The sequence below is a fragment of the Kitasatospora sp. NPDC004669 genome, from assembly GCF_040609455.1.
Taxonomy (GTDB): domain Bacteria; phylum Actinomycetota; class Actinomycetes; order Streptomycetales; family Streptomycetaceae; genus Kitasatospora.
The window spans coordinates 17608-43155 of sequence record NZ_JBEXKB010000046.1 but is presented as its reverse complement, the minus strand read 5'-3'; the positions used below and the strand labels follow the sequence as shown (position 1 = coordinate 43155).

Sequence of the window (25548 nt, the reverse complement as noted above, 5' to 3'; positions counted from 1 at the left end):
ATGGGGGTGAAATCGCAGGTCAGTGGCGCGGGGGTGTTTGCGTGGGGGTGTTTGTGCGGGGGTGGGCTCTCGGGAGGGTGGGTTCGGGGCGGTTCCGGGGGCGGGACGGTTTCGTCGCGGGCGCGCGGGCTTCGCCCTGCGCGCCCGTTCTCCCGTGTCAGCTCTGGCGCGTGACCGTCGGGGTGGGGACGGGTTCCGGGATGCCCGGGAAGGGGGTGTCGGGGGCGCCCCAGTGGTGGGCGCGGAGGGCGCAGTCGCGCAGGGCGGTGGCGGCGGCGGGGCGTTGGGGGGCGGGGAGGGCGGCGACGAGGTCGGCGTAGACGGTGGTGAGGCGGGTTTCCAGGTGGGCGGCGAGTTTGGTGGCCGTGGGGGCGTCGGTGACGGCGAAGGGGAGCTGGTAGCCGCCGGCGGCGGGGGTGGGGGTGGCGCCGAGGGTGATGAGGAGGCGCTGCCAGGCGTCGCGTTGGGACTGGTGGGCGGCGTAGAAGGTGCGGGCGTCGGCGCGCTGCTGGTCTTCGGGGAGGTGGGCGCCGACGACGCCGTAGCCGTAGACGGCGGCGTGTTCCGCGCTGAGGGCGTTCTGGAGGGCGGGGAGGGAGGTGCCGGGGGTGGAGGTGGCAGGGGCGGGGGTGGCGGAGGGGGGTGGGGGAGTGGTCGGGGTGGGCTGGTCGTCGAGGGGGGCGCCGAGGACGGCCGCGTGCAGGGTGTTGGAGGTGGCGACGGAGGCGAGCAGGCGGGCGAGGGGCGGCTGGACGGCGCCGAGGTCGGTGAGGTGGGCCTGGGCGGTCTGGCGTTCCAGGGCGGCCAGGGTGGCGGGGGTGTGGGTGGGGGTTGCCGCCGGGGTGGTGGGGGCCGGGGGGACGGAGGCGGCGGGTATGCCGTAGGCGAGGGCGGCGCGGTGCTGGGCGGTGTCGGCGCGGAGGGGTCGGAGCAGGGCGGTCTGGGCGCCGGCGGTGGCGAGGGCGGTGTCGTACGCGGCCAGCAGGGTGTCGGTGGCGGCGATGGCGCGCAGGCGGGCGGGGTCGTCCGGGTCGGGGCCGGGTCCCTTGTTGCCGGGCATCACGTCGCTGCGGGGGTCGGACTCCGGGGAGCTGGTGCAGGCGGTGGTGAGGGTGATCAGTCCGAGGGCCAGGAAGGTCCGTCGGCTGTGCGGCTGCATCGGGGTCACTCCGGGGCGTGTACGGGAGGACGGCCTCCCCGCCTGCCCTCGTTGGCCTGAATCTTCGCAGAACCCCCACGATTGCGGGTGGGGAACGGGGGTGGGGTGTGGCAGGTGGGGCGGTGTGAGCTTGCTCGCAGTGGGTGGCGTCCGGCTGGTCGGGGGAGGTCCGGAATCGGTGGTTCGCGGCTTCACCGGCTAGGCTTTGGGCCGAGCTGCCGTGACCCGGTGTGCGCCCGTGGGGCGCGGAGGGCGCGGGGCGACCTTCTGACAACAGCAGACGCGGCCGAGGAGTCCACCCGGATGAGCACCACCCACACCGACCGGCTGCGCGCGTTGCTCGAGCCGCTGGCCGTGCAGGCCGGACTGGACCTGGAGGACGTCAAGGTCACCAAGGCGGGCAGTCGTCGGCAGGTGCAGATCGACGTCGACACGGACGGCGGCGTGGACATGGACGCCATCGCCGAGTTCAGTCGGGTGGTCGGTGAGGCCCTGGACGCGTCGGATCTGATGGGCGAGGAGCCCTACCTGCTGGAGGTCGGCTCGCCGGGTGCGGAGCGTCCGCTGGTCCTGCCCCGGCACTGGCAGCGTGCCGAGGGCCGGCTCGCCAAGATCCACCTGGTCGACGGCGGGGAGATCGTCGCCCGGGTGCTGGAGGCGGACGAGGACGGCGCGCTGGTCGAGGTGCAGCCGGTGAAGGGGCGCGGCCGTCCGAAGGAGCGCCGGCTGGAGTACGGCGAGGTGGCCGGGGCGCGGGTCCAGGTGGAGTTCAACCGCAAGGACGACGAGAAGCTCCTGGACGAGGCCGCCGACTTCGACGAGGGGGACGACGGCGCCGAGTGAGCCGGCCGCCGTACGACCATGATGAACGTGACGAAAGACGAGGAGGCGTAGCCGTGGACATCGACATGAGTGCCCTGCGCACGCTGGTCAACGAGAAGAACATCCCCTTCGACCTGCTGGTCGAGTCCATCGAGTCCGCCCTCCTCACCGCGTACCACCGCACTGAGGGCTCGCGCCGCCGGGCCCGGGTGCACCTGGACCGCAAGAGCGGCCACGTGACCGTGTGGGCGATGGAGGACCCGGCGGAGCTGGACGAGGGCGTCGAGCCGAAGGAGTTCGACGACACCCCGAACGGCTTCGGCCGGATCGCGTCCAGCATCGGCATCCAGGTGATGATGCAGCGCCTGCGCGACGCCGCCGACGACCAGACCTTCGGTGAGTACGCGGGCAAGGAGGGCGACATCGTCACCGGTGTCGTCCAGCAGGGCAACGACCCGAAGAACGTGCTGGTCGACATCGGCAAGCTGGAGGCCATCCTGCCGCCGCAGGAGCAGGTCCCGGGCGAGGACTACCGGCACGGCACCCGGCTGAAGTGCTACGTGGTGGCGGTGCGCCGCGGCGTCCGCGGGCCGTCGGTGACGCTGTCGCGCACCCACCCGAGCCTGGTGAAGAAGCTGTTCGCGCTGGAGGTCCCGGAGATCGCGGACGGCAGCGTGGAGATCGCCGCGATCGCCCGTGAGGCCGGCCACCGGACCAAGATCGCGGTCTGGTCGCGCCGCGCCGGGCTGAACGCCAAGGGCGCCTGCATCGGTCCGATGGGTTCCCGGGTGCGCGCCGTGATGGGCGAGCTGCACGGCGAGAAGATCGACATCGTCGACTGGTCCGAGGACCCGCGCGAGATGGTCGCCGCGGCGCTGTCCCCCGCACGGGTGACCAGCGTGGAGATCGTGGACGCCGCCCAGCGCTCCGCACGGGTGATCGTGCCGGACTACCAGCTGTCGCTGGCGATCGGCAAGGAGGGGCAGAACGCCCGCCTGGCCGCGCGCCTCACCGGCTGGCGGATCGACATCCGGCCGGACACCGAGGGCCAGACCGAGGACAGCGGGCGCCCCGAATAGGAAAACGGGTGGCGTACGCCCAGTGGTTGGTGTTGTCGTAGCCGTCCCGTCGGTCCTCCGGGATCTGTGGGGCGGCGCCATGTCGCTTCGGAGGGGTAGACTTGCCTTCGTCTGGCCGGACGCACGTCCGTGCACGCCCGGAACGCACCTGCGTGGGCTGCCGCAAGCGCGCGGCCAAGCACCAGCTGTTGCGTGTCACGGCGGTCGAGGGCGTCTGCGTCCCTGATCCCCGTGGTGCACTGCCGGGCCGGGGCGCACACCTGCATCCCGATTCGGCCTGCCTCGACCTCGCGGTCCGCCGTCGGGCGTTTCCCCGGGCCTTCCGGCTCCAGGGAGCGCTCGACACGGAGCGGCTCCGCGAGTTCATCGAGGAGCGGGCAGGCGGAGCCTCTCAGGCGGGCCACCTTCCGTGACGGCCGCCGCTCACCCGCGGCGGGGAACCACCGCAACAAGCACAGCGTTCGGGCAGCCGCGCGCCGTGCCACCAGTCAGGTACCTCGCGATGTGGAAGTAGGTCGAGATTGCGATGAGCACTCGATGAGTACGCGATGAGTACGCGATGGGTACGCCCATGAAGTAGCGACAGTCCGGCGGACGAGACCCCCGGACTCATAGACAGGAGTGAAGTGGCTAAGGTCCGGGTTTACGAACTTGCCAAGGAGCTTGGCTTGGAGAGCAAGGCCGTCATGGCCAAGCTCACCGAGCTCGGTGAGTTCGTCCGTTCGGCGTCCTCGACGATCGAGGCGCCGGTCGTGCGCAAGCTGACTGACGCGCTTGGTGTGGCCCCCACCGGTGGTGGCGCTGCCAAGCCGGGCCCGCGGAAGCCCGCGGCGCCCCAGCCCGCGGCAGGTGCCGCGGGTGCACCCAAGCCGGGTGCCCCGACCCCGGGTCCGCGCCCTGGCGCGACCCCTGGTCCCCGTCCGACCCCTGCGGCTGCCGCGGCTCCCGCCGCCCCGGCCGCCCCCGCGGCTCCGGCCGCTCCCGCCGCCTCGCGCCCGGGTGCGCCGACTCCGGGCCCGCGCCCGGCCGCGCGTCCCGCCGCCCCGGCGGCTCCGGCCGCGCCCGCGGCCGAGTTCTCCTCGCCGGCTCCGGCCGGTGCCGACGCCCCGCGTCCGGCCGCCCAGGCCCCGCGTCCGAGCAGCCAGGCCGCCGGTGGCGGTGCCCGTCCGGGCCCGCGTCCGGCCGGCCCGCGTCCGGGTAACAACCCCTTCACCTCGGGTAGCGCGACCGGCATGGCCCGCCCCGGCGACCGCCGTGCGGGCGCGCCGGGCGCCCGTCCGGGTGCTCCGGGTGCTCCGGGTGCGCAGGGCGGCGACCGTCCGCGTCCCGGTGGCGACCGTCCGCGTCCGGGTGGTGCGCCGGGTGCCGACCGTGGCGCCCCGCGTCCCGGTGGCGACCGTCCGCGTCCGGGTGGTGCGCCGGGTGCCGACCGTGGCGCCCCGCGTCCCGGTGGCGACCGTCCGCGTCCCGCCGGTGCCCCGGGTGCCGGTGCGCCGCGTCCCGGTGGTGCTCCGCGCCCCGACGGCATGCCGCGTCCGGCCGGTCCGCGCCCCGGCGCCCCGTCCCCGTCCGGCATGCCGCGCCCGAACCCGGGCATGATGCCGCAGCGTCCGGCCGGCCCGCGTCCGGGTCCGGGTGGCCGTGGTCCGGGTGGCCCCGGTGGCCGTCCGGCCGGTCCCGGTGGCGGCGGCGCGCGTCCGGGCTTCCAGGGTCGTCCGGCCGGTCCGGGCTCGCGTCCGGCCGGTGGCGGCGGCTTCGGCGGTCCGCGTCCGGGTGGCGGTGCTCCCGGTGGCGGCGGCGGCTTCGGCGGCCCGCGTCCCGGTGGCTTCGGCGGTCGTCCCGGCGGCCCGGGTGCCCGTGGTGGCACGCAGGGTGCCTTCGGTCGTGGTCCGGGTGGTCGCCCGGCTCGCGGTCGCAAGTCGAAGCGGGCGAAGCGCCAGGAGTACGAGGCCATGCAGGCCCCGTCCGTCGGCGGTGTGATGCTGCCTCGCGGCAACGGCCAGACCGTTCGCCTGTCGAGCGGCGCCTCGCTGATGGACTTCGCGGAGAAGATCAACGCCAACCCGGCCGCGCTCGTCTCCGTCATGTTCAACCTCGGTGAGATGGTCACCGCGACCCAGTCGGTCTCCGACGCGACCCTTGAGCTGCTGGCCGGCGAGATGGGCTTCCAGCTGGAGATCGTCAGCCGGGACGACGAGGACCGCGAGCTGCTGGAGTCGTTCGACATCGACTTCGGTGCGAACGAGGGCGACGAGGACCAGCTGGCCCCGCGCCCGCCGGTCGTCACCGTCATGGGCCACGTCGACCACGGTAAGACCCGCCTGCTGGACGCGATCCGCAAGTCCAACGTGGTGGCCGGCGAGGCCGGTGGCATCACCCAGCACATCGGTGCCTACCAGGTGGCGACGATGGTGAACGGCGAAGAGCGCCCGATCACCTTCCTCGACACCCCGGGTCACGAGGCGTTCTCCGCCATGCGTGCCCGTGGTGCCAAGTCCACCGACATCGCGATCCTGGTGGTCGCGGCCAACGACGGTGTCATGCCGCAGACGGTCGAGGCGCTCAACCACGCCAAGGCCGCCGGTGTGCCGATCGTGGTCGCCGTCAACAAGATCGACGTCGAGGGCGCCGACCCGACCAAGGTCCGCGGTCAGCTGACCGAGTTCGGCCTGGTGGCCGAGGAGTACGGCGGCGACACCATGTTCGTCGACATCTCCGCGCGCCAGGGTCTGCACATCGACCAGCTGCTGGAGGCCGTGGTCCTGACCGCGGACGCCTCGCTGGACCTGCGGGCCAACCCCGAGCAGGACGCGCAGGGTATCGCCATCGAGGCGCACCTGGACAAGGGCCGCGGCGCCATGGCGACCGTGCTGGTGCAGCGCGGTACGCTCCGCGTCGGCGACTCGATCGTCGTGGGCGACGCCTACGGCCGCGTCCGCGCGATGCTGGACGAGAACGGCAACAACCTCACCGAGGCCGGCCCGTCCCGCCCGGTGCTGCTGCTCGGTCTGACCTCGGTGCCCCGCGCCGGCGACAGCTTCATCGTCGTCGACGAGGACCGCACCGCGCGCCAGATCGCCGAGAAGCGCTCGGCCCGCGACCGCAACGCCGCCTTCGCGCAGCGTCGGGTCCGGGTGTCCCTGGAGGACCTGGACAAGGCCATCGCCGCCGGCTCCATCGAGCAGCTCAACCTCATCATCAAGGGTGACGTCTCCGGTTCGGTCGAGGCCCTTGAGGACGCCCTGGTCAAGCTGGACGTGGGCGAGGAGGTCGAGCTCCGGGTCCTGCACCGCGGTGTGGGCGCCATCACCGAGTCCGACGTGGACCTGGCGATGGGCTCGGACGCCATCATCATCGGCTTCAACGTGCGCGCCGAAGGCCGTGCGCGTACCGCGGCCGACAAGGAAGGCGTGGACGTCCGGTACTACTCGGTCATCTACCAGGCGATCGAGGAGATCGAGAACGCCCTCAAGGGCATGCTCAAGCCGGAGTACGAGGAGGTGCGCCTCGGCGCCGCGGAGATCCGCGAGGTCTTCCGTTCCTCCAAGTTCGGCAACATCGCCGGTGTCCTGGTCCGCGACGGCATCATCCGCCGCAACGCCAAGGCCCGCCTGCTGCGCGACGGCAAGGTCGTGGCGGAGAGCCTCACCATCGAGGGTCTGCGCCGCTTCAAGGACGACGCGACCGAGGTCCGCGAGGGCTTCGAGGCCGGTGTGACCCTGGGGTCGTTCAACGACATCAAGGTCGAGGACATCATCGAGACCTACGAGATGCGCGAGAAGCCGCGCGCGTAGTCGCTGGTCACCGGGGCCGGTCGACGGGTGGTATTTCCGTCGACCGGCCCCGGTCTCGCTGTGTAGGGTCCGGGGTAGTCAGATGTCGCGGCGTCAGCCCGGTTCCGGGCCGTACGCCCCCGAGGCCTTCCAGGTCGGCGAGACCTGTCATACATGTTCGTGGGAACACTCACCTTCGACCTGCTCCTGGGCGACGTCCACTCGCTCAAGGAGAAGCGTTCGATCGTGCGGCCCATCGTGGCCGAACTGCAGCGCAAGTACAGCGTGTGCGCTGCCGAGACCGGGAACCAGGATCTGCACCGCCGGGCCGAGATCGGCCTCGCGGTGGTGTCCGGCGACGCCGGATACGTCACCGAGATCCTGGACAGCTGTGAGCGGTTGGTCGCCGGCCGCCCCGAGGTGCAGCTCCTCTCCGCGAGGAGGAGGTACCACAACGACGACGACGAATGACCGCTGTGGAGGCCGTCGACGGAAGTCGCCGTTCTCACACAGATCAGGACCCAGAGCGCCCGCAAGGCCGGGCGCGGGCCGGTACTTTGGGGCGTGGGCCCCGACGGGTGCGCAGCTCACCCGGGTGCCGGGCCCACTGCACGAGGAGGCAACGTGACCGACACCGCAAGGGCGCGCAAGCTCGCCGACCGCATCCAGGTGGTCGTCGCCCAGACCCTGGAGCGGCGGATCAAGGACCCGCGTCTGGGGTTCGTGACCATCACCGACACCCGGGTGACCGGCGACCTGCGCGAGGCCACCGTCTTCTACACCGTCTTCGGTGACGACACCGAGCGCCAGGCCACCGCGGCCGCGCTGGAGAGCGCCAAGGGTGTGCTCCGTTCCGAGGTCGGCAAGCAGACCGGGGTGCGCTTCACCCCGTCGCTGACCTTCGTCGCGGACGCGCTGCCGGAGAACGCTCGGAACATCGACGACCTGCTCGACCGGGCCCGGACCTCCGACGCCGCCGTGCGCACCCAGGCCGCGGGGGCGGCCTACGCCGGCGACGCGGACCCGTACCGGGTGCCGGCGTCCGAGCGTGACGACGAGGACGAGTAGTCATGGCGGGTGAGTCGGCTCAGGCCGCCTCGCGAGCCGGATCGACCACGGGGGCGTCCTCCACCAGCACGGTGGAGGGTGCCCCCGTGGCGCTCCCGGGGCCGCGCGCCGAGGAGAGCGGCTTCGAGCTGCTCTGGCAGCAGGTGGTCGCGGAGATCGGGCGGGCCCGTTCGATCGATCTGATCTGCCACATCTGCCCGGACGGCGACGCGCTGGGCTCCTCGCTGGCGGCGGCGCTGGCGCTGCGAGCGCTCGGCAAGCAGGTGCGGGTCTCCTTCGGCGACGACCCGCAGATCGTGCCCGAGTCGCTGGCGTTCCTGCCCGGCCAGGAGCTGATCGTGCCGGCCGCCGAGGTGCCGGACGTGCCCGAGCTGGTGCTCTGCTTCGACGTGGCCGCGCAGAGCCGACTGGGGCTGCTGCACGACAAGGCCTTCGCCGCGCCCGTCCTGGTGGTGTTCGACCACCACGCCTCCAACCCGGGCTTCGGCACCCACCAGCTGATCGACCCGACGGCGCCGGCCACCGCCGTGCTGGTCGACGAACTGCTGCGCCGGCTGGGCGTCGAGCTCGACCAGGACCTGGCCACCTGCCTGTACACCGGGGTCGCCACCGACACCGGCTCCTTCAAGTACCGGGCCACCACGCCCGCGACCCACGAGCTCGCCGGGCGGCTGCTGGCCACCGGCATCCGGCACGACCTGATCTCCCGGCAGCTGTGGGACACCTCCTCCTTCGGCTACCTCAAGGTGCTCGCGGCCGCGCTGGACCGGGCCGTCTACGAGCCGGACGCGGCCGACGGGCTGGGCCTGGTGTGGACCTGGGTGCCGTACCAGGACCTGGCGCTGTTCAGCGTCACGGTCGAGGAGATCGAGGGGCTGATCGACATCCTGCGTCGACCGGCCGAGGCCGAGGTGGCGCTGGTGCTCAAGCAGGACCCGGACGGCACCCTGCGCGGCTCCTCGCGCTCCAAGGGCGCGGTGGACGTCGCCGCGGCCTGCGCCGAACTGGGCGGCGGGGGGCACGTCTTCGCGGCCGGGTTCAGCGCCCGGGAGGACGTGGCCGCGGTGGTCGAGCGGTTCCGGAGCGCGCTGCGACCCCCTCGTTGATCATCCCGCGTTGATCTTTCTGCGCGTCGCCCACCAGAATCAATCGCCGGCAATCGCTGGTTTAGAGAAAGAACTCGATGAAGCGCAAAGGCACCGGCCCGGACGGCCTGGTGATCGTCGACAAGCCCGAGGGCATCACCTCCCACGGGGTCGTCGCCAAGCTGCGGTGGCTGGCCGGGACCCGGAAGGTCGGGCACGCCGGCACGCTGGACCCGATGGCCACCGGCGTCCTGGTGATCGGTGTCGAGCGGGCCACCCGGCTGCTCGGCCACCTGATGCTGACCGCCAAGACGTACGAGGCGACCATCCGGCTCGGCCAGACCACCATCACGGACGACCGGGAGGGCGAGGTCACCTCCTCGACCCCGGCCGACGCCGTCACCCGGGAGGCGATCGACGCCGGGATCGCGACGCTCACCGGCGAGATCATGCAGGTGCCGTCCAAGGTCAGCGCGATCAAGATCGACGGCAAGCGGTCGTACGCGCGGGTGCGCGAGGGCGAGGACTTCGAGCTGGAGGCCCGGCCGACCACGATCCACTCCTTCACCGTGCACGAGCAGCGTGCGGCGGTCGCCGAGGACGGCACCCCGGTGATCGACCTGGACGTGACCGTGGAGTGCTCCTCCGGCACCTACATCCGGGCGCTGGCCCGTGACCTGGGCGCCGACCTGGGTGTCGGCGGGCACCTCACCGCGCTGCGGCGCACCAGGGTCGGGCCGTACTCGGTGGAGTCGGCGCGCACCCTGGAGCAGCTCGAGGCCGCAGTCACCGGCGACTCCGCCGACGGGCTGGAGGTGCTGCCGATCGCGGCGGCCGCGGCGGCCGCCTTCCCGCGCTGGGACCTGGACGAGGCCTCGGCGGAGAAGCTCTCGCACGGCGCGCGGCTGAAGGCGCCCGGGCTGGGCGTGGACGGGCCTATCGCGGTGTTCGGACCGGACGGGCGCTTCCTCGCCCTGGTCGAGGAGAAGGGCGGGCAGGCGAAGCCGGTGGCGGTGTTCGTCGGCTGAGTCGACTTCAGGCCTCGTGAAACCCCCGTCCTCCCGGCGGGGGTTTCACCTTTGCGGGGGTTTCACCTTTGGGGGCACCTTCACTCGAACAGGGGGGTCACCCCTGCGGGGGAGCGCGCGAGGTGAAAGACCGTGGTGAGCGGCGCGGGAGCGGTCGGGCCGCCGCCTCGGCGGGCAGGCTCCCGGCGGCGAGCGAGCGACGGTCGAGGGGGCATTCATGCCGGGGTTTCTGGAGGGCGATCCGGGGCGGTACCTGCTGCGGATCCGGGACCTCAACGGCCGGCTGCACGGCTTAGGGTTCGTCGCCGACCCGCAGGGCGGCGTGCTGACCGCGCACGAGACCGTGGCGGGCCTGGACCGGGTCGTCCTGCACACCCCCGGCGGGCAGACCCGGGTGCTCGGCCCGGACGCCGTGCTGCCGCTGCCCGAGCACGGGCTCGCCCTGCTGCGCACCGACGCGGTCGGCGGACTGCCGGTGCCGCCGCTGCCGGTGGCCGCCGTGGGGGCCGGGCACGAGGTGCTGGTGCCCGCGCTCACCGGGGAGGAGGAACCGGCGGTCGCGCTGCGCTGCGGGCTGCTGGGAGTCGGCGGTGCGGGGTACGGAGGGCACCTGCCGGCCGGGGTGCTGCTGCTGGACGTGCCGGTGGTCGGCGGGGTCGCGGTGCCGGCCGGCTCGCCGGTGCTGGATGCCCGTAGCGGCGCCGTGGTCGCGGTGGCCGCACCCTGTCTGCGCGGCCCGCAGCACGGCGGGGCGCTGCCGGCCGTCCCCGCCGGGGGCGGGACGGTGGTCGCGGAGGCGCTGGCGGGGCTGCTGGTACGCAACGCGGCGGCGGTGCCCGCGTACGGTCCGGCGCTCAACCTGGCCGGGGTGCTGCGGCTGACCGGCGCCCAGCTGGCCGCCGCCGGGGCCGGGCCGGACCGGGTGGCCGGGCTCGCCGCGGACCGGGTGGACCGGTCGGACGGCCTGGCCGGGGACGAGCCGACGGCGACCGTCACCGCCCTGGTCGGCGCCCCGGGCAGTGGGCGCTCCACCGAACTGGCCGCGCTGGCCGCCCGTCGCCGTGGCGGCGCCCGGCCGCTGCCCACCCTCTGGCTGCGCGGCGCCGACCTGCGCGCCGAGGACCGCTCGCTGGCTGAAGCCGTGGAGCGGGCGCTCGCCGCCGCGGCGGCCGAACTCGGCACCCCGGCGCCCGCGCCCGAGCCGGTCGCGGCGCTCTGCGCGGCGGCCGGACGCCCACTGCTGGTGGTCCTGGACGGCCCCGAGGAGGCCCCGGCCGAGCTGGACCCGCGCTGGCTGCGCGGCGCCGGGCAGTGGCTGACCGGCTGCGGGGCGCGGCTGCTGACCGCCTGCGGCGAGGAACTCTGGGAGCGACTGGCCGCCGAGCCCTGGGGGAACGGCGCCGACGGCCCGCGGCACCTGGCGGAGCCCGGCCCGGACGGCGACCTGGCCAGCGCCCCCACCGTCCGGATGGACGGCGGCGGCCCCGGCGGGCCCAGCCTGGCCGGGCACCGGCTCGGCCCGCTGCCCGCCGAGGCGGCCGAGCGGGTGCGCCGCCGGTACGGGCTGCCGCCGGGCCGTCCGCCCGCCGCCGAGGACGCCCGGCACCCGCTGGCCGTCCGGCTGGCCGGGGAACTGTGGACGCAGGGCCTGCACGACGAACCGGCGCGCCGCAGCGAGCTGTTCGGCGCCTACCTGGACCTGCGCTGCCTGCGGGTGGCCCAGCGGCTGGCCGAGGACGGCCGACCGCGCCGCCCGGGCGCGCACCGCCGGGACGTCGCCCGGCCCGCGGGACCGCGTCAGGCGCGGGTGCGCCGACTCGCGGCGGCGGTGGCCGGGCGGGTGCACGAGGCGGCCCGGCGGATGCTCGGCGAGGAGCCGGGGGGCCTGGCCCGGGAGGCGTTCGAGGAGCTGTTCCCGGTCGACGGCGGCTGGGCCACGGCGGTGCTCGCCGAGGGGCTGTTCGTCCCCGCCGGGCCCGGCTTCCGCTTCGCGCACGGGGAGTTCGCCGACTGGCTGCAGGGCCTGCACCTGGACCTGGACGCGGCGCTGCGGCTGCTGCTCGGCGAGGCCGAGGACACCCCGGCCCCGCCCGCCGTGGTGAACTCCGTCCCCCGGCACCGGAGCGGCCCGGTCGCCGCCGCACTGCGCCGGGTCGCCGAGACCTGGGGCGCGCCCGCCCTGGACCCGTGGCTGCACCGGATCTGGCGCGCGCTGGACCTGCGCCCGTCGGGCAGCGAACCCGCCTGGTGGGCGGCCCGGTTGCTCGCCGCCGGACTGGCCGCCAGTCCCGACCCCGCCGAACACCTGGCGCTGCTGGACCAGTTGGCCGGCCGCATCGCCGAACGGGTCGCGGACGCGGGCGGCTGGGAGGCGCTGGACTGGGGAGCCCGCTTCGGCCCGGCGTTCTGGACCGGCCTCGGCCTGCCCGTCGAGGCCGAACTCGCCCTGCTGCGCCGCCTGGTGGCCGCCGACGGACCGCAGCAGCGCTTCCTCCGCGCGGTGGCCGGGCGGCTGTGCGCCGACCCGGTCGCGGTCTTCCCGCTGCTCTGCGCCTGGTTCGACGACCCGGACGGTCCGCCGGGCCGCCCCGGACGGACCGTCGCCGACCTCGCCCACGACCTGCTGTACGCCCACCGGCGGCTCGCCCTGGACGAGTTGGCCGACTCGCTGGCCGACGCCGCGCACCCGAGGGCGGACGCGCTGCTCACCGTGCTCGCCGCCGAGGAGCCGTCCGCGCTGTGCCGCGCGGTGGACCGCTGGGGCCACGACCGGCGGCCCGAGCGGCACGTCGCGGCCGCGGTGCACGCGCTGCGGACCGCCCCGTACGCGGCCGGTGCCGGGGCCGAACTGCTGCGGTTCACCGCGCTGACCCTGCTCGCCCGCGAGGACGAACCGGGCCTGCACGGCGCCGCCCTGGCCCTGCTGGTCGGGGACCCGTCGACCAGGGCCGCGCACCTGGACGCCGCGCTCGCCCTGCACCGGGCCGGCGGGGACGTCTTCCTCACCCCGCGGGCGCTGGCGCCGGTCCTGGAGAGCGACCCGGAGCCCGTACTGGCCGCGCTCGCCGACCGGCTGGCGGCCCCCGGCGCGGCCCCCGCCGAGACCCTGCGGGTGCTCGCCGACGCCCGTACCCCGGTGGCCGCCCGGCGCGGCGCCGAACTGGCCGCCCGGCTGCTGCGCGGGCACCCGGCGCTGGCCGGGCCGGTCGCCGTCGACTACCTGGGCCGCAAGCTCGCGCAGGCCGCGATCGACGGTCCGGCCGCCCGGCTGGAGCTGCGGGTGCTGCTGGGCGCCGCGCTGGCGGCCCGTACGGCGGTGGTCCGCCGGCCCTTCGCCGAGGTGCTGTCCGTCCCGGTGGTCGATCCGGCGGCGGACGCGCTGCGCTGCGAGCTGCTGGACACCCTGCTCGCCGCCGAGACCGCCCCGGCGGTGCTGACCGCCGCCGTCGAGCACCTGGCCGAGCACTGCGCGGCCGAGAAGCCCGCCCGGGCCCGCGCGGTGCTGGCCCGGGTGACCCCCGGGCTGGCGGACGCGGACGAACTGCTGGTGCGCTGCGCCGGGCGCTCGGCGGCCTTCGCCCGGTTGCTCGCCCAGTGGCCGCGGGACGCCGCGCCGACCGCCCCGGACGGCCCCCGACTGGCCCGGATGCGGGCCCTGGTGACGGCCGGGCGCGACCCGCAGTACGCCGCCGCCGAGGCCGAGCGGACCGTACCCGCACGGGCTCTGTGCGCGCCGGTGCGCTCAACCTCCATTCCGGTGCCTGAGCCGGGGCAGGCGCATGGCACGCTATAGGGGTTCGGGTTTTGAGCGTTTGAGCGTACCGAGGGTACGCACCGTACGGAACAAGGAGCGGTCGGGTGCAGCGCTGGCGTGGCCTGGAGGAGATCCCCGGTGACTGGGGACGCAGCGTCGTCACCATCGGCTCGTTCGACGGGGTGCACCGTGGACATCAGCTGATCATCGGGCGGGCGGTCGAGCGGGCCCGCGAACTCGGCATCCCCGCGGTCGTGGTGACCTTCGACCCGCACCCGCGCGAGGTGATCCGCCCGGGCAGCCACCCGCCGCTGCTCGCGCCGCACCCGCGCCGGGCCGAGCTGATCGCCGAACTCGGCGTGGACGCGGTGCTGGTGCTGCCGTTCACCACCGAGTTCTCCCGGGAGTCCCCGGAGACCTTCGTCCAGCAGGTGCTGGTCGAAGCGCTGCACGCCCGGGTCGTCATCGAGGGCCCCAACTTCCGCTTCGGGCACCGGGCCGCCGGGGACGTCGCGCTGCTCACCGAGCTGGGCCGGGCGGACGACTTCGAGGTCGAGGTGGTGGACCTGCAGGTGTGCGGCACCGCCGGGGACGGTGAGCCGTTCTCCTCCAGCCTGACCCGCCGGCTGGTCGAGACCGGCGACATGGCCGGGGCGAACGAGGTGCTGGGCCGCCCGCACCGGGTCGAGGGCGAGGTGGTGCGCGGCGCGCAGCGCGGCCGCGAGCTGGGCTACCCGACCGCCAACGTGGAGACCGTGCCGCACAGCGCGATCCCGGCCGACGGGGTGTACGCGGGCTGGCTGACCGCCGGGGGCGAGCGGATGCCGGCGGCGATCTCGGTCGGCACCAACCCGACCTTCGACGGCACCGCCCGCACCGTCGAGGCGTACGCCATCGACCGGGTCGGCCTGGACCTGTACGGGCTGCACGTGGCCGTGGACTTCCTGACCTACCTGCGCGGGATGGAGAAGTTCGACTCCATCGACGCGCTGCTGGACCGGATGGCCGACGACGTCAAGCGCGCGCGTGAGCTGACCGACGGGGCCTGATCCCTCCCGGAGCGACGCGAGGGCCCGCCGACACGGAGTCGGCGGGCCCTCGCGGCTTCGTCACTGCTGGGGCGCCTGCGGCGGGTAGCCGTAGCCGGGCGGTGGGGGCTGGTAGCCGTCCGGGGTGGCCGGCGGGGCGGGAGCCGGCGGCTGGCCCTGGGCGGGCGGGTAGCCGTAGCCGGGTGGCGGGGGCTGGTAGCCGTCCGGGGTGGCCGGCGGGGCGGGAGCCGGCGGCTGGCCCTGGGCGGGCGGGTAGCCGTAGCCGGGCGGTGGGGGCTGGTAGCCGTCCGGCGCGGGCACCGGGGGCTGGCCCTGGCCGACCTGGTAGCAGTCGTAGTCGTAGCCCGGCCGTGGAGTGCCCTGCTGCGGCGCCCACGGCGCACCGGGGGCGGGCTGCGGGGCCTGCGCGGCCTGGCCCTGGTAGGGCTGCGGCTGCGGGGCCTGCGGCTGCTGCCAGGCGGCCTGCTGGGCGGCGGCCTGCTGGGCCCGGACGATGTCCTCGCCGACCAGGGTGGCCAGCTCGAAGTACGCCTCGCGGACCTTGGGCCGCATCATGTCGAGGTTGACCTCGGCACCGGCCGCCAGGCTCTCGTCGAAGGGCACCACGATGACGCCGCGGCAGCGGGTCTGGAAGTGCGCGACGATGTCCTCGACCTTGATCATCTTGCTGGTCTCGCGCACCCCGGAGACCACCGTGATGCTGCGCTGGACCAGGTCCGCGTAGCCGTGTGCGGAGAGCCAGTCCAGTGTGGTCGAGGCGCTGGAGGCGCCGTCCACACTGGGGGTGGAGACGATGATCAGCTGGTCGGCGAGGTCCAGCACCCCGCGCATCGCGCTGTACAGCAGGCCGGTGCCGGAGTCGGTCAGGATGATCGGGTACTGGCGGCCCAGCACCTCGATGACCTGGCGGTAGTCCGAGTCGTTGAAGGTGGTCGAGACGGCCGGGTCGACGTCGTTCGCCAGGATCTCCAGGCCCGAGTTCAGGTCCTGCGAGGTGAACTGACGGATGTCCATGTAGCTGCGCAGGTGCGGGATGGCCGTCACCAGGTCGCGGATGGTCGCGCCGGTCTGGCGCTTGACCCGGCGGCCCAGGGTGCCGGCGTCCGGGTTGGCGTCGATCGCGATCACCTTGTCCTGGCGCTCGCTCGCCAGGGTCGCGCCGAGCGCGGTCGTGGTCGTGGTCTTGCCGACGCCGCCCTTGAGGCTGATCACGGCGATCCGGTAGCAGCTCAGCACCGGGGTGCGGATGATCTCCAGCTTGCGGGCCTTCTCGGCTGCCGCGGCCTTGCCGCCGAACTGGAACCGCGGCTGCTGGCGCTGCTGCTTGGGCTGGCTGCGCAGCAGCCGGTCCGAGGACAGCTCGACGGCGGCGGTGTAGCCGAGCGGCGCGCCGTGGGCGGTCTGCTGCGGGGTGGCCGCCTGCTGGAACGCGGCGGGCTGCGGCGCGGCGGCGCCCTGCGGCGGCCAGGGCTGCCCGGGGCCCGGCTGCTGCGGCTGGACCGGCTGACCGGGCTGACCGGGCTGCGGCTGGGCGGCGGCCGGCTGCTGGTAGGCACCGGGCTGCGGCCAGCCGCCCTGGCGCGGGTCCGCCGGGCCGGCCTGGGGCTGGACCGGCTGCGCGGGCTGCGGCTGGACCGGCTGCGGCTGCGCGGCTGCGGGCGGCTGGGCGGCCCAGGCGGCCTGCGGATCCCAGGTGACCTGCGGGTCCTGTGGTGCCTGCGGAGCCTGAGGCGCCTGGGGGTTCTGCGGGACCGCCGGAGGCTGCGGCTGGACCGGCTGAGGCTGCGCGGGCACCGGCTGGGCCGGCGGCTGCGCGAAGTTCTGCGGCGGGGCGGGCGGTCCAGGCTGCGGGCCCGCCGCGGGCATCGGGGCCGGGTACGGCTGCGGCGTGCCCGGCTGGGCCGGCGCCTCCGCCGTCGGCCAGGCCGCGGCGGGTGCCTGCTGCTCGGGCGCCGCGGCCGGGGCCGGCAGCGGGAACGGGACGTGCTGCGCCTCGGCCTGGACGGACGGCGCCGGCGGCACCGGTGCGGTCGCGGGCGCCTGGGCGGCCGCGTCGGTCCCCGGGGCGGGCGCGACAGCCGGTGCGGCAGCCGCCGGAGCGGTGGCGGGAGTGCCGGCCGGGGCACCGCTCGGAGTCGCCGGGGCGTCCGACTGCACGTACCAGGACGGGGGAGTGTAGTCGGGCGCGTCGGACCAGTCGTCGTCGTCCTCCGCCGCGTTGTCGCCGACGTAGACGCCGTCCCGATCGCTGCTCACTAGGGCTCCCTCGTGTTCGCCGCCGCTTGTTCAGCGGTGCCGTTGCCGTAACAAAGACTAGGCCGTGCGGCTACCCCCGTTGAAGGCGGCTTCGTCCCGGACCGGGACCGACCGGTCCGGAACGGTCGGCTCAGTCCATCCGGCGCGGGCCGCCGAGCACCTGCTGTTCGGCCTGTCCGGCCACGGCCCGGACGTACTGGCGCCGCATCCGGGTGGCCCACAGGGTGAGGTCGTCGCCGAGGGTCGGGAGCGAGGCCACGTCCTCCGGCGGGAGGGACAGCACCCGGCCGACCACCTCCGCCTCCTGGGGCATGATCCGCTGCACGCCGACCAGGTCGGCCGCGTTGAGCACCCGGGAGGCGTTCGGGCCCAGGTAGGGCAGCAGGGTCAGGGTGGTCTGCCAGGGTGCGGCGGAGAGCCGGGTGCGCGGCGGGCGGGCGCCGAGGTCGCGCACCACCAGCACCGGCGAGGCCACCGAGGCGCCCTGCGGGCCGAGTCGGCCGACCTGGTGGATCGTCACGCACGGCTGTCCGCCGCCGGCGGCCTGCGCCATCGGGCCCCAGAGCTGCGCGCGGGCGGTCTCCACGGCGACCCGGGCGCCGATCGCGGCCGCGCGCAGCGCGATGATCTGCGCCGTCCACATGCCGCCGACCAGCACCAGGTCGTACGCGGTGGGGCGGAACAGGCCGAGTACCGCGGGCAGTCCCTGCGGGTCGACGCCGATGACCACGCCGTCGTCGCCGACCGGGAAGGCCAGCGCCGAGAGGTCGGCGGCCTCCAGCACGTGCTTCTCCCGGCGCGGGCCGCGCAGTCCGAAGCCGGGCAGGATCCGCGGCCGGACCCGTCGCTGCTCGGCGCCGGGCGTCGGGCCGGGGGCGGGGTAGGTCTGGTACGCCATCAGGACGCTCCTCCCAGCGGCAGGGTGGCGAGCATGCCGGGGGCCTGCTCCAGGTCGAGTCGGACCAGGCCGAGTCCGGTGCTCTGCGCCCGCGCCTCCACCTGGCGGCCGACCTGGCCGACCTCGCTCTCGCTGCGCCCGGTCACCCGCAGGTGTCCGCTGACGGTCACCGAGTCGCCGGTGCCGTGCGCGGCGGTCAGGCTGAAGGTGCTGGCCAGCGCCGGGGATCCGGTGATCAGGTTGACCAGGTCCGGGGCGGCGATCCGGCCGGGGGCGCCGTCGGGGCGGGTCAGCTGCGGCCAGCGGGAGATCCAGTAGGTGCTGTGCCAGCGGTCGTCGATCCGCCAGAAGCGGTTGCCCTCCTGGGTGCGGCGGGTGGTGCCGCCGCCGCTGCCGGTGCCCTGACGCCCGGCCACCGCGATCGGGTTGGCGCAGGTGGCGATGGCCAGGGCGGAGATCAGCTCGCGCTCGTCCAGCACGGTCGCGTTGAACCCGGCGTTGTTGAGCCGCCCGGCCAGCTGGTCGGTGACCCGCTGCAGTGCCTTGCGGGCGCCCTCCTCGCCGCCGCCGCGGGCCCGGACGGCGGTGGCCGCGCGCTCCGGGTCGAGCTTGAGGGCGATCCAGGTGAGTCGCAGACCGGGGGTGGAGGTGCCGTCGGGCAGTTCGCGGTAGGCGCGGGCGGCCAGCGACTGTTCGGGCAGGTGCGGGGCCGGGGCGGGCTGGGTGTGCTGGACCAGCTGCACCGACTCCAGGGTGATGTCGTCCACGGTGAGCGCCGAGCAGATCACGTCCAGCGGCAGCGGCAGCGCGGTGCGCACCGGGCGCAGCGGCTGGTCCTTGGCCTGGACGAGCAGCACGGAGCTGAGGAAGGTGCCGTCGCCGACCATGCCGGTCTCCCGGCGGATCGGGCGGCCGCCGAACTCGGCCTCGGTGGCGTGGGTGCAGGTGCGCAGCCCCGGTTCGAGCTCCAGCGCGGGCGCCAGGGCCGGGTCGGTGCCGGGCGGCGGCAGCAGTGACTTCGCCTGCTTGCGGCGGGACTTGAGGGCGGAGCGGACCCGGAGCAGCTCCGGGATGGTGCGCCCGCGCAGCGGGACGACCGCGAGCACCAGCAGGACCAGCGAGACCGCGCCGAAGCCGGCCGCGACCGGGCGGCTGATCGTCCAGCCCACCGCGACCAGGGCGGCCGCGACCTCGACCAGCACGAGCTGTTGGAGTCTCAGGCGCCCACCGAGCAGCCCGGGGCGGGGGTTGACGCGCACCTGGACGGGGCCGCCGGCCGTGGTGGCTGTCGGCGGGTGGACGGCGGCGGCCGGGGCGGAAGGGCCGCCGCGGGCCCGTCCGGACCGGCGTGACCTCCCGCCGCCTGCGGTGCCGCGGCGTCCTGGAGCGGTCTGGCTTGGCATCCCCCGGTGGCCCTCTCTGATCCGTTGTCGCGGCCCGGCTGGCTGGTTCGCGGACCGTACCCGTACCGTACTCACCGTCTGCTGCCGCATCGTAGAGGGTTCGAGCCGGATCCCGCCCGGCGGGTGCGGACCACGGGGCAGGTCGGGCCGACGGGGACCGACCACGCCTGGCACACGTCTGACAAGGGGGACGACGAGGATGGCATCGCGCCGGGACGAGCTGAACGCGTACACCTTCGCCCGCAAGCGCACGGTGGGGGCGTTCCTGCTGCCCGCCGGCGGCGGCAGTGACGAGGACGCGCCGCGACCGGTGAAGGCGGTGTTGCCGAGTGTGCTGGTCGGAACGTTGGTCGTGGCCGGCTTCGGGCTCTGGGGGGTGTTCAAGCCGGCCGCCCCGCTGCAGTGGGACAACGGCAAGAACATCATCCAGGGCAAGCAGTCGACCACCCGGTACGTGGTGCTGACCGACCCGGACGGCAAGACCAAGCGGCTGCACCAGGTGCTGAACATGTCCTCGGCGCGGCTGGTGCTGCCGGCCGAGGCCAAGGTCGTGGTGGTGGACGACGGGGTGCTCGACCGCTACCCCAACCACGGCCCGACGATCGGCATCCCGTACGCCCCGGACAAGTTGCCGAGCAAGGACAACGCGAGCCAGCCGATGAAGTGGGCGGTCTGCGACCGCCCGGGATCGGACGACAAGCAGGAGACCGTCAACCAGGCGCTGTTCGTGGCGGCGGGCCAGGACGCGGCGACCCTGTCGGCCAAGGACCGGATGCTCGGTCAGGACCAGCTGATGCTGGTGCAGCAGGCGGACGACCAGCAGGTCTCCACCGCTCCGGTGGCGGGGCAGCCGGCCGCGGGCGGCGCGAAGGTGTACCTGGTCGACGCGCAGGGCCGCAAGCACGAGATCGGCTCGCCGCAGTCGGACGACAAGGAGCGCAAGGCGCTGATCACCGCGGTCTTCGGGCCCAACGCGGTGCCGCAGCGGGTCAAGCGGGAGTGGCTGGACACCCTGGTGGCCGCCACCCCGATCACCTTCCCGGAGGTCAAGGGGACGGCCGACTCCCAGGGCCCCAACTCCCAGGTGGAGATGGGGAACCAGGCGGACCGCCGGGTCGGCCGGCTGGTGCACTACCAGGACCGCCGCTACGTGGTCGGCAAGGACAGGCTCTACCTGATCACCCCGTTCCAGGAGGAGTTGATCCGGCAGAACCCCGCCAACCAGATGCTCTACAAGTACGACCAGGACAAGAAGCCGCGCAGCGACGACATGACCCCGGACGAGCAGTCCAAGCTCAACACCGACACCCGGCTGCCGGGCACCGTCGACGACTGGCCGCTGAAGTCCGGTGCGCCGGTGAACAACTGGCAGGACCGCCAGGACGCCCGCCTGGTCGTCTGCAGCACCTTCGACGGCCTGGCCGAGGACGGGCGCACGCCCAAGCGCAGCGTCTGGGCCGGTACGGCGTACCCGGCGCCGTACAACAACGGCGCGGGCGCGGCGTACGTGACGCCCGGTCACGGCCTGTTCTACCGCGCGATGGACAACGCGACCGGCGGCAACAGTGCCAACGCCGCGGCCGGTGGCTCCGGCACGGATTTCCTGATCACCGAGACCGGCCTGCGCTACTCCGTCCCGGCCAACGGCGACGGCGGCCACGGCCCCACCCCGTCGGCCGGCGCCAGCGGCGCCGCGAAGGCGACGACCCCGCCGCCGAGCACCCCGAACCCTGCTTCAGGGGACCAGCCGACCCAGAACCCGGACGACCAACCCGGCGGCAACCAGGCGCGATTGGGCTACCAGAACGTCCAGCCGCTGCCGGTGCCCAAGGAGTGGTCGAACCTGGTTCCGGCCGGTCCGCCGCTGACCGCGAAGAGCGCAGCGCAGCCGCAGAACGCCTGACCGACCAAGCCGGGCAACGGAATTGGCACCAGTGTCATGGTCTGGTAACTGCTCAGTGCGCGATGTTGGGTGAGTTGCGTGTGCCGACTACAGTGCTGCTGGACATCACACGAGTGATGCGGCGGGGGGCCGTGAGGCCCTCCGTACACACAATGTGTCTCATGGGGGACGGTAGAGCATGGCTCAGGGTCAGTTCACGATGACCGCTCAGGAGATGAACGCTTTCGCGAAGCGCATCGAGGACGCGATCGGCAAGATCGAGGCCGAGCGCGTGAAGCTTGAGAGCACGGTCACCAACATCACCAGCGGCTGGAAGGGCCAGGCGGCGAGCGCCTACACGACCCTGCAGACCCAGGTCAACAAGGACATCGCCGATCTCAAGGAGTCGCTGGGCAAGATCCAGCACGCGATCGAGCTGACCACCAAGCACTACGCGAGCACCGAAGAGGAGCAGAAGGCGCTGTTCGGCAACCAGGGCTGATCGCCGTACCCGAGCTGATCGCCACCCTGTTCCGACCTTCCGCCCGATGGGGCGCCCGCGGTTGAGCGCGGGGCGCTCCGCATACTCGTCAAGGGAGACATTGTGTCCGACCACATCCTCGTCAACTTCCAGACCGTTCACAACGCGGCCGAGGAGGTCAAGGCTTCCACCGCCCGCATCGAAGCGCTGCTGAACGACCTGAAGAAGGACGTCACCCGCATCTCGCAGAGCTGGCAGGGTGCGGCCCAGGAGGGCTACAACGCCCAGCAGGCCAAGTGGGACAACGCCGCCTCCAACCTGCACGACACCTGCGGGAAGATCGCCGGCTCGCTGGAGAACGCCGCGCAGAGCTACAAGGCGACCGAGGACCAGAACTCCAAGATGTGGGCCAACCACTGACCGGACGTTCCCGGACGGGAACGACAGGGGCGGGTACCCGGATTCCGGGCACCCGCCCTTCGGCGCGTGGCACGGGTGGAGAACATGAGGGGTGGCAGGGTGTCCGGACGCGGGTTCCGTAGGACGGCCGCGGTGCTGGCCGCGCTCGTGGTGCTGGGCGGCCCGCTGACCGCCCCGGCGTACGCGGACGGCGGGCCCGGGCTGGCCGCCGCGGGCGACTGCCCGAAGCCGGCGCCCGATGTGCCGACCGTGCCGTGGTCGTTGCAGCGGCTGCTGCTCGACGAGCTGTGGCAGGGCGGGAAGAGCACCGGTGCGGGCGTGGTGGTCGCGGTCATCGACACCGGGGTGGACGAGCAGAACCCGCAGCTGGCCGGCAAGGTGCTGCAGGGCTCCAACCTGCTGGTCAACAAGGAGACCAAGCAGCCGGTCGAGGGCACTTCCAAGATCGACCCGGTCGGCCACGGCACCAAGGTGGCGGGCATCATCGCCGCCCGTAAGGGTGACAAGACCGGCTTCGTCGGGCTGGCCCCGGACGCCCAGATCTACTCGATCCGACAGAACGACAGCGAGGGCAACGGCGACGTCTCCAGCCTCGTCGCGGCCATCACGGAGGTCGTCAAGAACAACGGCGACTCGCAAAAACCCCCGATCCGGGTCATCAACATCTCCCAGGACGTGCGCGGCGCGGGCGACGCCCACTTCGGCGGATACCAGGAGCTGAAGACCGCGATCGAGTCCGCCGAGCAGGCCGGCATCGTGGTGGTCGCCTCCACCGGCAACGACGGCAAGGAGGGCGACACCTACCCGGGCGCCTTCCCGACCGTGCTGGCCGTGGGCGCCTCCGACCGCAACAACGAGCGCGCGCCGTTCTCCCAGTACGGCTCCTTCGTGAAGGTCGCCGCGCCCGGTGTCGAGATGCTCTCCACCGTGCCCGGGGGTGGCCAGTGCGTGGACAACGGCACCAGCTTCGCCGCCCCGTACGTCGCCGGGCTGGCCGCGCTGCTGGTCGGCGCCCACCCGAAGTGGACGCCGGCCCAGGTGCGGGCCTGGATCGAGCAGACCGCCCAGCGCACCGAGCGCGACCCGAACCGGTTCACCGGCTGGGGCGTGGTGGACCCGGTCAAGGCCGTCACCACGGCCCCCGAGGCCGCGCCGCTCGCCCCCACCCCGGACGCCCCGGTGCAGCTGGCCGCCGCCCCGATCGTGCCGCAGCCGGTCGGCCTCGGTGAGACCCAGGCCGACCGGGACGGCCGCACCGCGACGTACGTGGTCGCCGTCGGGGCGCTGCTGGTCGCGCTGCTGATCGGCGGCGGTGTCGTGCTGCGCGACCAGCGCCGCAAGTCCGCCGACTGATCCGCGCCCCGCGACTGCTCGGAAAAATCCTGTGAAACGTCTGTAACACCGTCAGTCGCTCACCGCATCCAAGAAGTGTCAGGGAACGCGGACGAGGGGGAGCGGCAGGCATGGGGTGGATCGGGGGCGGCCGGGAGGCCAAGGACGCCGAGTTCCTGGAACTCGTTTCCAGCCGCACCGGACACCTGTACCGCTCGGCCTGCCTGCTCACCAGCGGGGACACCCACTACGCCGAGGATCTCGTCCAGGAGGCCCTCAGCCGGATGTACGTGCTCTGGCGGCGCAGCGCCTTCACCGGCGGCCGGGGCCGGATCGACAACCCCGCGGCCTACACCCACACCGTCATGGTGCGCACCTTCATCGCTCAGCAGCGCCGCCGGTCCAGCGGCGAGCGCCCGACGGAGGCGCTGCCGGAGCCGGAGGGGCGCGACGCGGACAGCAGTCTGCGGCTGACCCTGCTCGACGCGCTCGGGCAGATGCCGGCCAAGGACCGTGCCGTGCTGGTGCTGCGCTACTGGGAGGACCGCAGTGTCGAGGAGACCGCCGAGGTGCTGCGGGTCTCCTCCGGTGCGGTCCGCACCCGGACCACCCGGGCACTGGCCCGGCTGCGCTCCCTGCTCGGCGACTCGCTGGCCGAACTCGCCGCCCACTGAACGCTTTTGCACGGCCATCCGACCAGATTCGTGACGCAAGGAGACGGTGATCAGCCATGCCCGAACCGGACGAGTTCGAGGACGATCTTCTTTATGCCATCACCCGTACCGGTGAGGGGTTCCGCCCGGAGCAGGCCGATCAGGTCGGCCTGGTCGCGGGCGGGTACCAGCGCGGCCGCCGCCGTTGGCGCCGGCGCTCGACCGCCGCGGTGGTGGGCGCCGCCGCCGCGCTGGCCCTGGTCGGCACCGGCGCGGTGTACCTGACCGGGTCCACCTCCGCCTCCTCCGGCTCGGGCACGGTGGCCGCCGCGAGTTCCGGGGCCGCGAGCTCCTCCACCGCCTTGGTGACCCCGGCCTCCGCTGCCTCCGCCACCGCCTCGCCGACGGCCGCGGCGGTCTCCGGCGACGAGGTGCTGGCCACCTTCCAGGCCCTGCTGCCCAAGGGCCAGGTCACCGTCGGTCAGGGCACCGGCACCGAGCAGACGCCCGGCGAGCCCGGCGGTGCCGGCGCCACCCTGGTGTTCGACGACGGCAAGGGCAAGGCCGCGATGGACATCTCGGTCGGCCGCGTGGCGTCGAACGACCCCAACCTGGCGCAGGACGCCTGCCCGGACAAGAAGATGGTCCCGTACGAAGCCTGCACCACCACCAGCCTGCCGGGCGGCGGTTCGGTGACCGTCTTCCAGGGCTACGAGTACCCGGACGGGCGGGCCACCACCAAGCGGTGGAACGCCAGGCTGATCGGCCAGGACGGCCGTCAGATCGAGCTGTCCGAGTGGAACTCCGCGGCCGAGAAGGGCTCGCCGGACAGCCGCCCGACTCCGCCGCTGTCGCCGGAGCAGCTCAAGGCGATCGTCACCGACAAGTCGTGGGACCGGATCGTCGCCGCGATCCCGGAGCCGAAGCCGGCCCCGGTCCGCGACACCTCCAAGGAGTACGGCTCGCAGGAGATCCTGCAGAACGTCGCCAAGCTGCTGCCGAGCGGGCTGACCGAGACGGAGCCCGGCGGCGACGGCTTCGGCTACGCCAACTTCGTGCTCGACGACGGCAAGGGCAAGTCCCTGGTGCAGCTCAACCTGCAGGACTGGACCCACGACGACAAGACCAAGGAGCAGCTGTTCGGCAACGCCCAGACGCTGCCGGACGGCACCAAGGTGGTGGTCAGCAAGGGGAGCGACAAGCCGGGCGTGGGCATGTGGACCGTCGACACCCTGCACCCGGACGGCCTGCGGGTGGTGATCAGCTCGTTCAACAGCGGCACCCAGCAGGCCCCGGCGACCCGCAAGGCCCCGGTGCTGACGAACGACCAGATGCAGGCGATCGCCGCCGCCCCGGTCTGGAAGCTGAAGAAGTAGCGGTAGCGGTACGGACGCGGCGGTGCCCCG

General features: G+C 74.0%; 19 protein-coding genes and 1 pseudogene. 16 read left to right on the top strand and 4 right to left on the bottom strand.

Annotated features, from left to right (window positions below):
- Nucleotides 1–157: 157 nt before the first annotated feature.
- A complete protein-coding gene (locus ABZW30_RS31285) occupies nt 158–1159 on the bottom strand; it encodes a ferritin-like domain-containing protein (protein ID WP_355674609.1) in 1002 nt (333 codons plus the stop codon).
- A gap of 303 nt (nt 1160–1462) precedes the next feature.
- Here ABZW30_RS31285 and rimP point away from each other — a divergent pair, with 303 nt between their 5' ends.
- The 10 genes from rimP (at nt 1463) to ABZW30_RS31235 (ending at nt 14817) form a co-directional block, all read left to right on the top strand.
- Nucleotides 1463–2002 carry a ribosome maturation factor RimP gene (gene rimP / locus ABZW30_RS31280; protein WP_355674584.1) on the top strand — a complete coding sequence of 180 codons (540 nt, stop codon included), beginning with the start codon at nt 1463–1465 and terminating at the stop codon, nt 2000–2002.
- Nucleotides 2003–2055: 53 nt separating this feature from the next.
- On the top strand, nt 2056–3060 hold the full coding sequence (gene nusA / locus ABZW30_RS31275) for a transcription termination factor NusA (protein ID WP_355674583.1): 1005 nt from the start codon (nt 2056–2058) through the stop codon (nt 3058–3060).
- 101 nt (nt 3061–3161) lie between these two features.
- Nucleotides 3162–3473, top strand: a complete 312-nt coding sequence (locus ABZW30_RS31270) for a YlxR family protein (protein ID WP_355674582.1) — start codon at nt 3162–3164, stop codon at nt 3471–3473.
- A gap of 213 nt (nt 3474–3686) precedes the next feature.
- Nucleotides 3687–6854 (top strand): translation initiation factor IF-2, encoded by a 3168-nt coding sequence (gene infB, locus ABZW30_RS31265; RefSeq protein WP_355674581.1) that lies wholly within the window; start codon nt 3687–3689, stop codon nt 6852–6854.
- A 153-nt stretch (nt 6855–7007) separates the two neighbouring features.
- On the top strand, nt 7008–7304 hold the full coding sequence (locus tag ABZW30_RS31260; protein ID WP_196949803.1) for a DUF503 domain-containing protein: 297 nt from the start codon (nt 7008–7010) through the stop codon (nt 7302–7304).
- 153 nt (nt 7305–7457) lie between these two features.
- Entirely contained in the window at nt 7458–7901 is a 444-nt protein-coding gene (gene rbfA / locus ABZW30_RS31255; protein WP_355674580.1) for a 30S ribosome-binding factor RbfA, read from the top strand.
- 86 nt (nt 7902–7987) lie between these two features.
- On the top strand, nt 7988–9007 hold the full coding sequence (locus tag ABZW30_RS31250) for a bifunctional oligoribonuclease/PAP phosphatase NrnA (protein ID WP_355674579.1): 1020 nt from the start codon (nt 7988–7990) through the stop codon (nt 9005–9007).
- Nucleotides 9008–9084: 77 nt separating this feature from the next.
- The gene (truB, locus tag ABZW30_RS31245; protein ID WP_355674578.1) at nt 9085–10014 is read left to right on the top strand and encodes a tRNA pseudouridine(55) synthase TruB; all 930 of its coding nucleotides are present in this window, start codon (nt 9085–9087) and stop codon (nt 10012–10014) included.
- Between the two features lie 217 nt (nt 10015–10231).
- Nucleotides 10232–13807, top strand: coding sequence for a serine protease (locus ABZW30_RS31240; RefSeq protein ID WP_355674577.1), 3576 nt, complete (start codon nt 10232–10234; stop codon nt 13805–13807).
- Between the two features lie 65 nt (nt 13808–13872).
- Nucleotides 13873–14817, top strand: a complete 945-nt coding sequence (locus tag ABZW30_RS31235) for a bifunctional riboflavin kinase/FAD synthetase (RefSeq protein ID WP_355674576.1) — start codon at nt 13873–13875, stop codon at nt 14815–14817.
- 60 nt (nt 14818–14877) lie between these two features.
- Here the strand turns inward: ABZW30_RS31235 and ABZW30_RS31230 are convergent.
- The 3 genes and pseudogenes from ABZW30_RS31230 to eccE all read right to left on the bottom strand — a co-directional run.
- A pseudogene (locus ABZW30_RS31230) lies at nt 14878–16917 on the bottom strand (MinD/ParA family protein); the annotation flags it as partial.
- 286 nt (nt 16918–17203) lie between these two features.
- The gene (locus ABZW30_RS31225; protein ID WP_355674575.1) at nt 17204–17971 is read right to left on the bottom strand and encodes a hypothetical protein; all 768 of its coding nucleotides are present in this window, start codon (nt 17969–17971) and stop codon (nt 17204–17206) included.
- Nucleotides 17971–19230 (bottom strand): type VII secretion protein EccE, encoded by a 1260-nt coding sequence (gene eccE / locus ABZW30_RS31220; protein WP_355674574.1) that lies wholly within the window; start codon nt 19228–19230, stop codon nt 17971–17973. Before eccE ends, ABZW30_RS31225 begins: the two co-directional genes overlap by 1 nt.
- 343 nt (nt 19231–19573) lie before the next feature.
- Between eccE and ABZW30_RS31215 the strand changes: the two genes are divergently transcribed.
- From ABZW30_RS31215 to ABZW30_RS31190, 6 genes are all read left to right on the top strand, one after another.
- On the top strand, nt 19574–21277 hold the full coding sequence (locus ABZW30_RS31215) for a type VII secretion protein EccB (RefSeq protein WP_355674573.1): 1704 nt from the start codon (nt 19574–19576) through the stop codon (nt 21275–21277).
- Nucleotides 21278–21455: 178 nt separating this feature from the next.
- Entirely contained in the window at nt 21456–21758 is a 303-nt protein-coding gene (locus ABZW30_RS31210; protein WP_355674572.1) for a WXG100 family type VII secretion target, read from the top strand.
- A gap of 102 nt (nt 21759–21860) precedes the next feature.
- Complete coding sequence (locus ABZW30_RS31205; RefSeq protein WP_355674571.1) at nt 21861–22157, top strand: WXG100 family type VII secretion target; 297 nt, start codon at nt 21861–21863, stop codon at nt 22155–22157.
- 99 nt (nt 22158–22256) lie between these two features.
- A complete protein-coding gene (mycP, locus tag ABZW30_RS31200) occupies nt 22257–23510 on the top strand; it encodes a type VII secretion-associated serine protease mycosin (RefSeq protein WP_355674570.1) in 1254 nt (417 codons plus the stop codon).
- A gap of 110 nt (nt 23511–23620) precedes the next feature.
- Entirely contained in the window at nt 23621–24163 is a 543-nt protein-coding gene (locus ABZW30_RS31195; protein ID WP_355674569.1) for a SigE family RNA polymerase sigma factor, read from the top strand.
- 56 nt (nt 24164–24219) lie between these two features.
- The gene (locus ABZW30_RS31190; RefSeq protein WP_355674568.1) at nt 24220–25518 is read left to right on the top strand and encodes a hypothetical protein; all 1299 of its coding nucleotides are present in this window, start codon (nt 24220–24222) and stop codon (nt 25516–25518) included.
- Nucleotides 25519–25548 lie beyond the last annotated feature (30 nt).

Excerpts from the sequence above, each read along its gene's own strand:
- ABZW30_RS31285 (WP_355674609.1), bottom strand. The coding sequence starts at position 1,159 with ATGCAGCCGCACAGCCGACGGACCTTCCTGGCCCTCGGACTGATCACC.
- rimP (WP_355674584.1), top strand. The coding sequence starts at position 1,463 with ATGAGCACCACCCACACCGACCGGCTGCGCGCGTTGCTCGAGCCGCTG.
- ABZW30_RS31260 (WP_196949803.1), top strand. The coding sequence starts at position 7,008 with ATGTTCGTGGGAACACTCACCTTCGACCTGCTCCTGGGCGACGTCCAC.
- truB (WP_355674578.1), top strand. The coding sequence starts at position 9,085 with ATGAAGCGCAAAGGCACCGGCCCGGACGGCCTGGTGATCGTCGACAAG.
- ABZW30_RS31240 (WP_355674577.1), top strand. The coding sequence starts at position 10,232 with ATGCCGGGGTTTCTGGAGGGCGATCCGGGGCGGTACCTGCTGCGGATC.
- ABZW30_RS31225 (WP_355674575.1), bottom strand. The coding sequence starts at position 17,971 with ATGGCGTACCAGACCTACCCCGCCCCCGGCCCGACGCCCGGCGCCGAG.
- ABZW30_RS31215 (WP_355674573.1), top strand. The coding sequence starts at position 19,574 with ATGGCATCGCGCCGGGACGAGCTGAACGCGTACACCTTCGCCCGCAAG.
- ABZW30_RS31210 (WP_355674572.1), top strand. The coding sequence starts at position 21,456 with ATGGCTCAGGGTCAGTTCACGATGACCGCTCAGGAGATGAACGCTTTC.
- ABZW30_RS31195 (WP_355674569.1), top strand. The coding sequence starts at position 23,621 with ATGGGGTGGATCGGGGGCGGCCGGGAGGCCAAGGACGCCGAGTTCCTG.
- ABZW30_RS31190 (WP_355674568.1), top strand. The coding sequence starts at position 24,220 with ATGCCCGAACCGGACGAGTTCGAGGACGATCTTCTTTATGCCATCACC.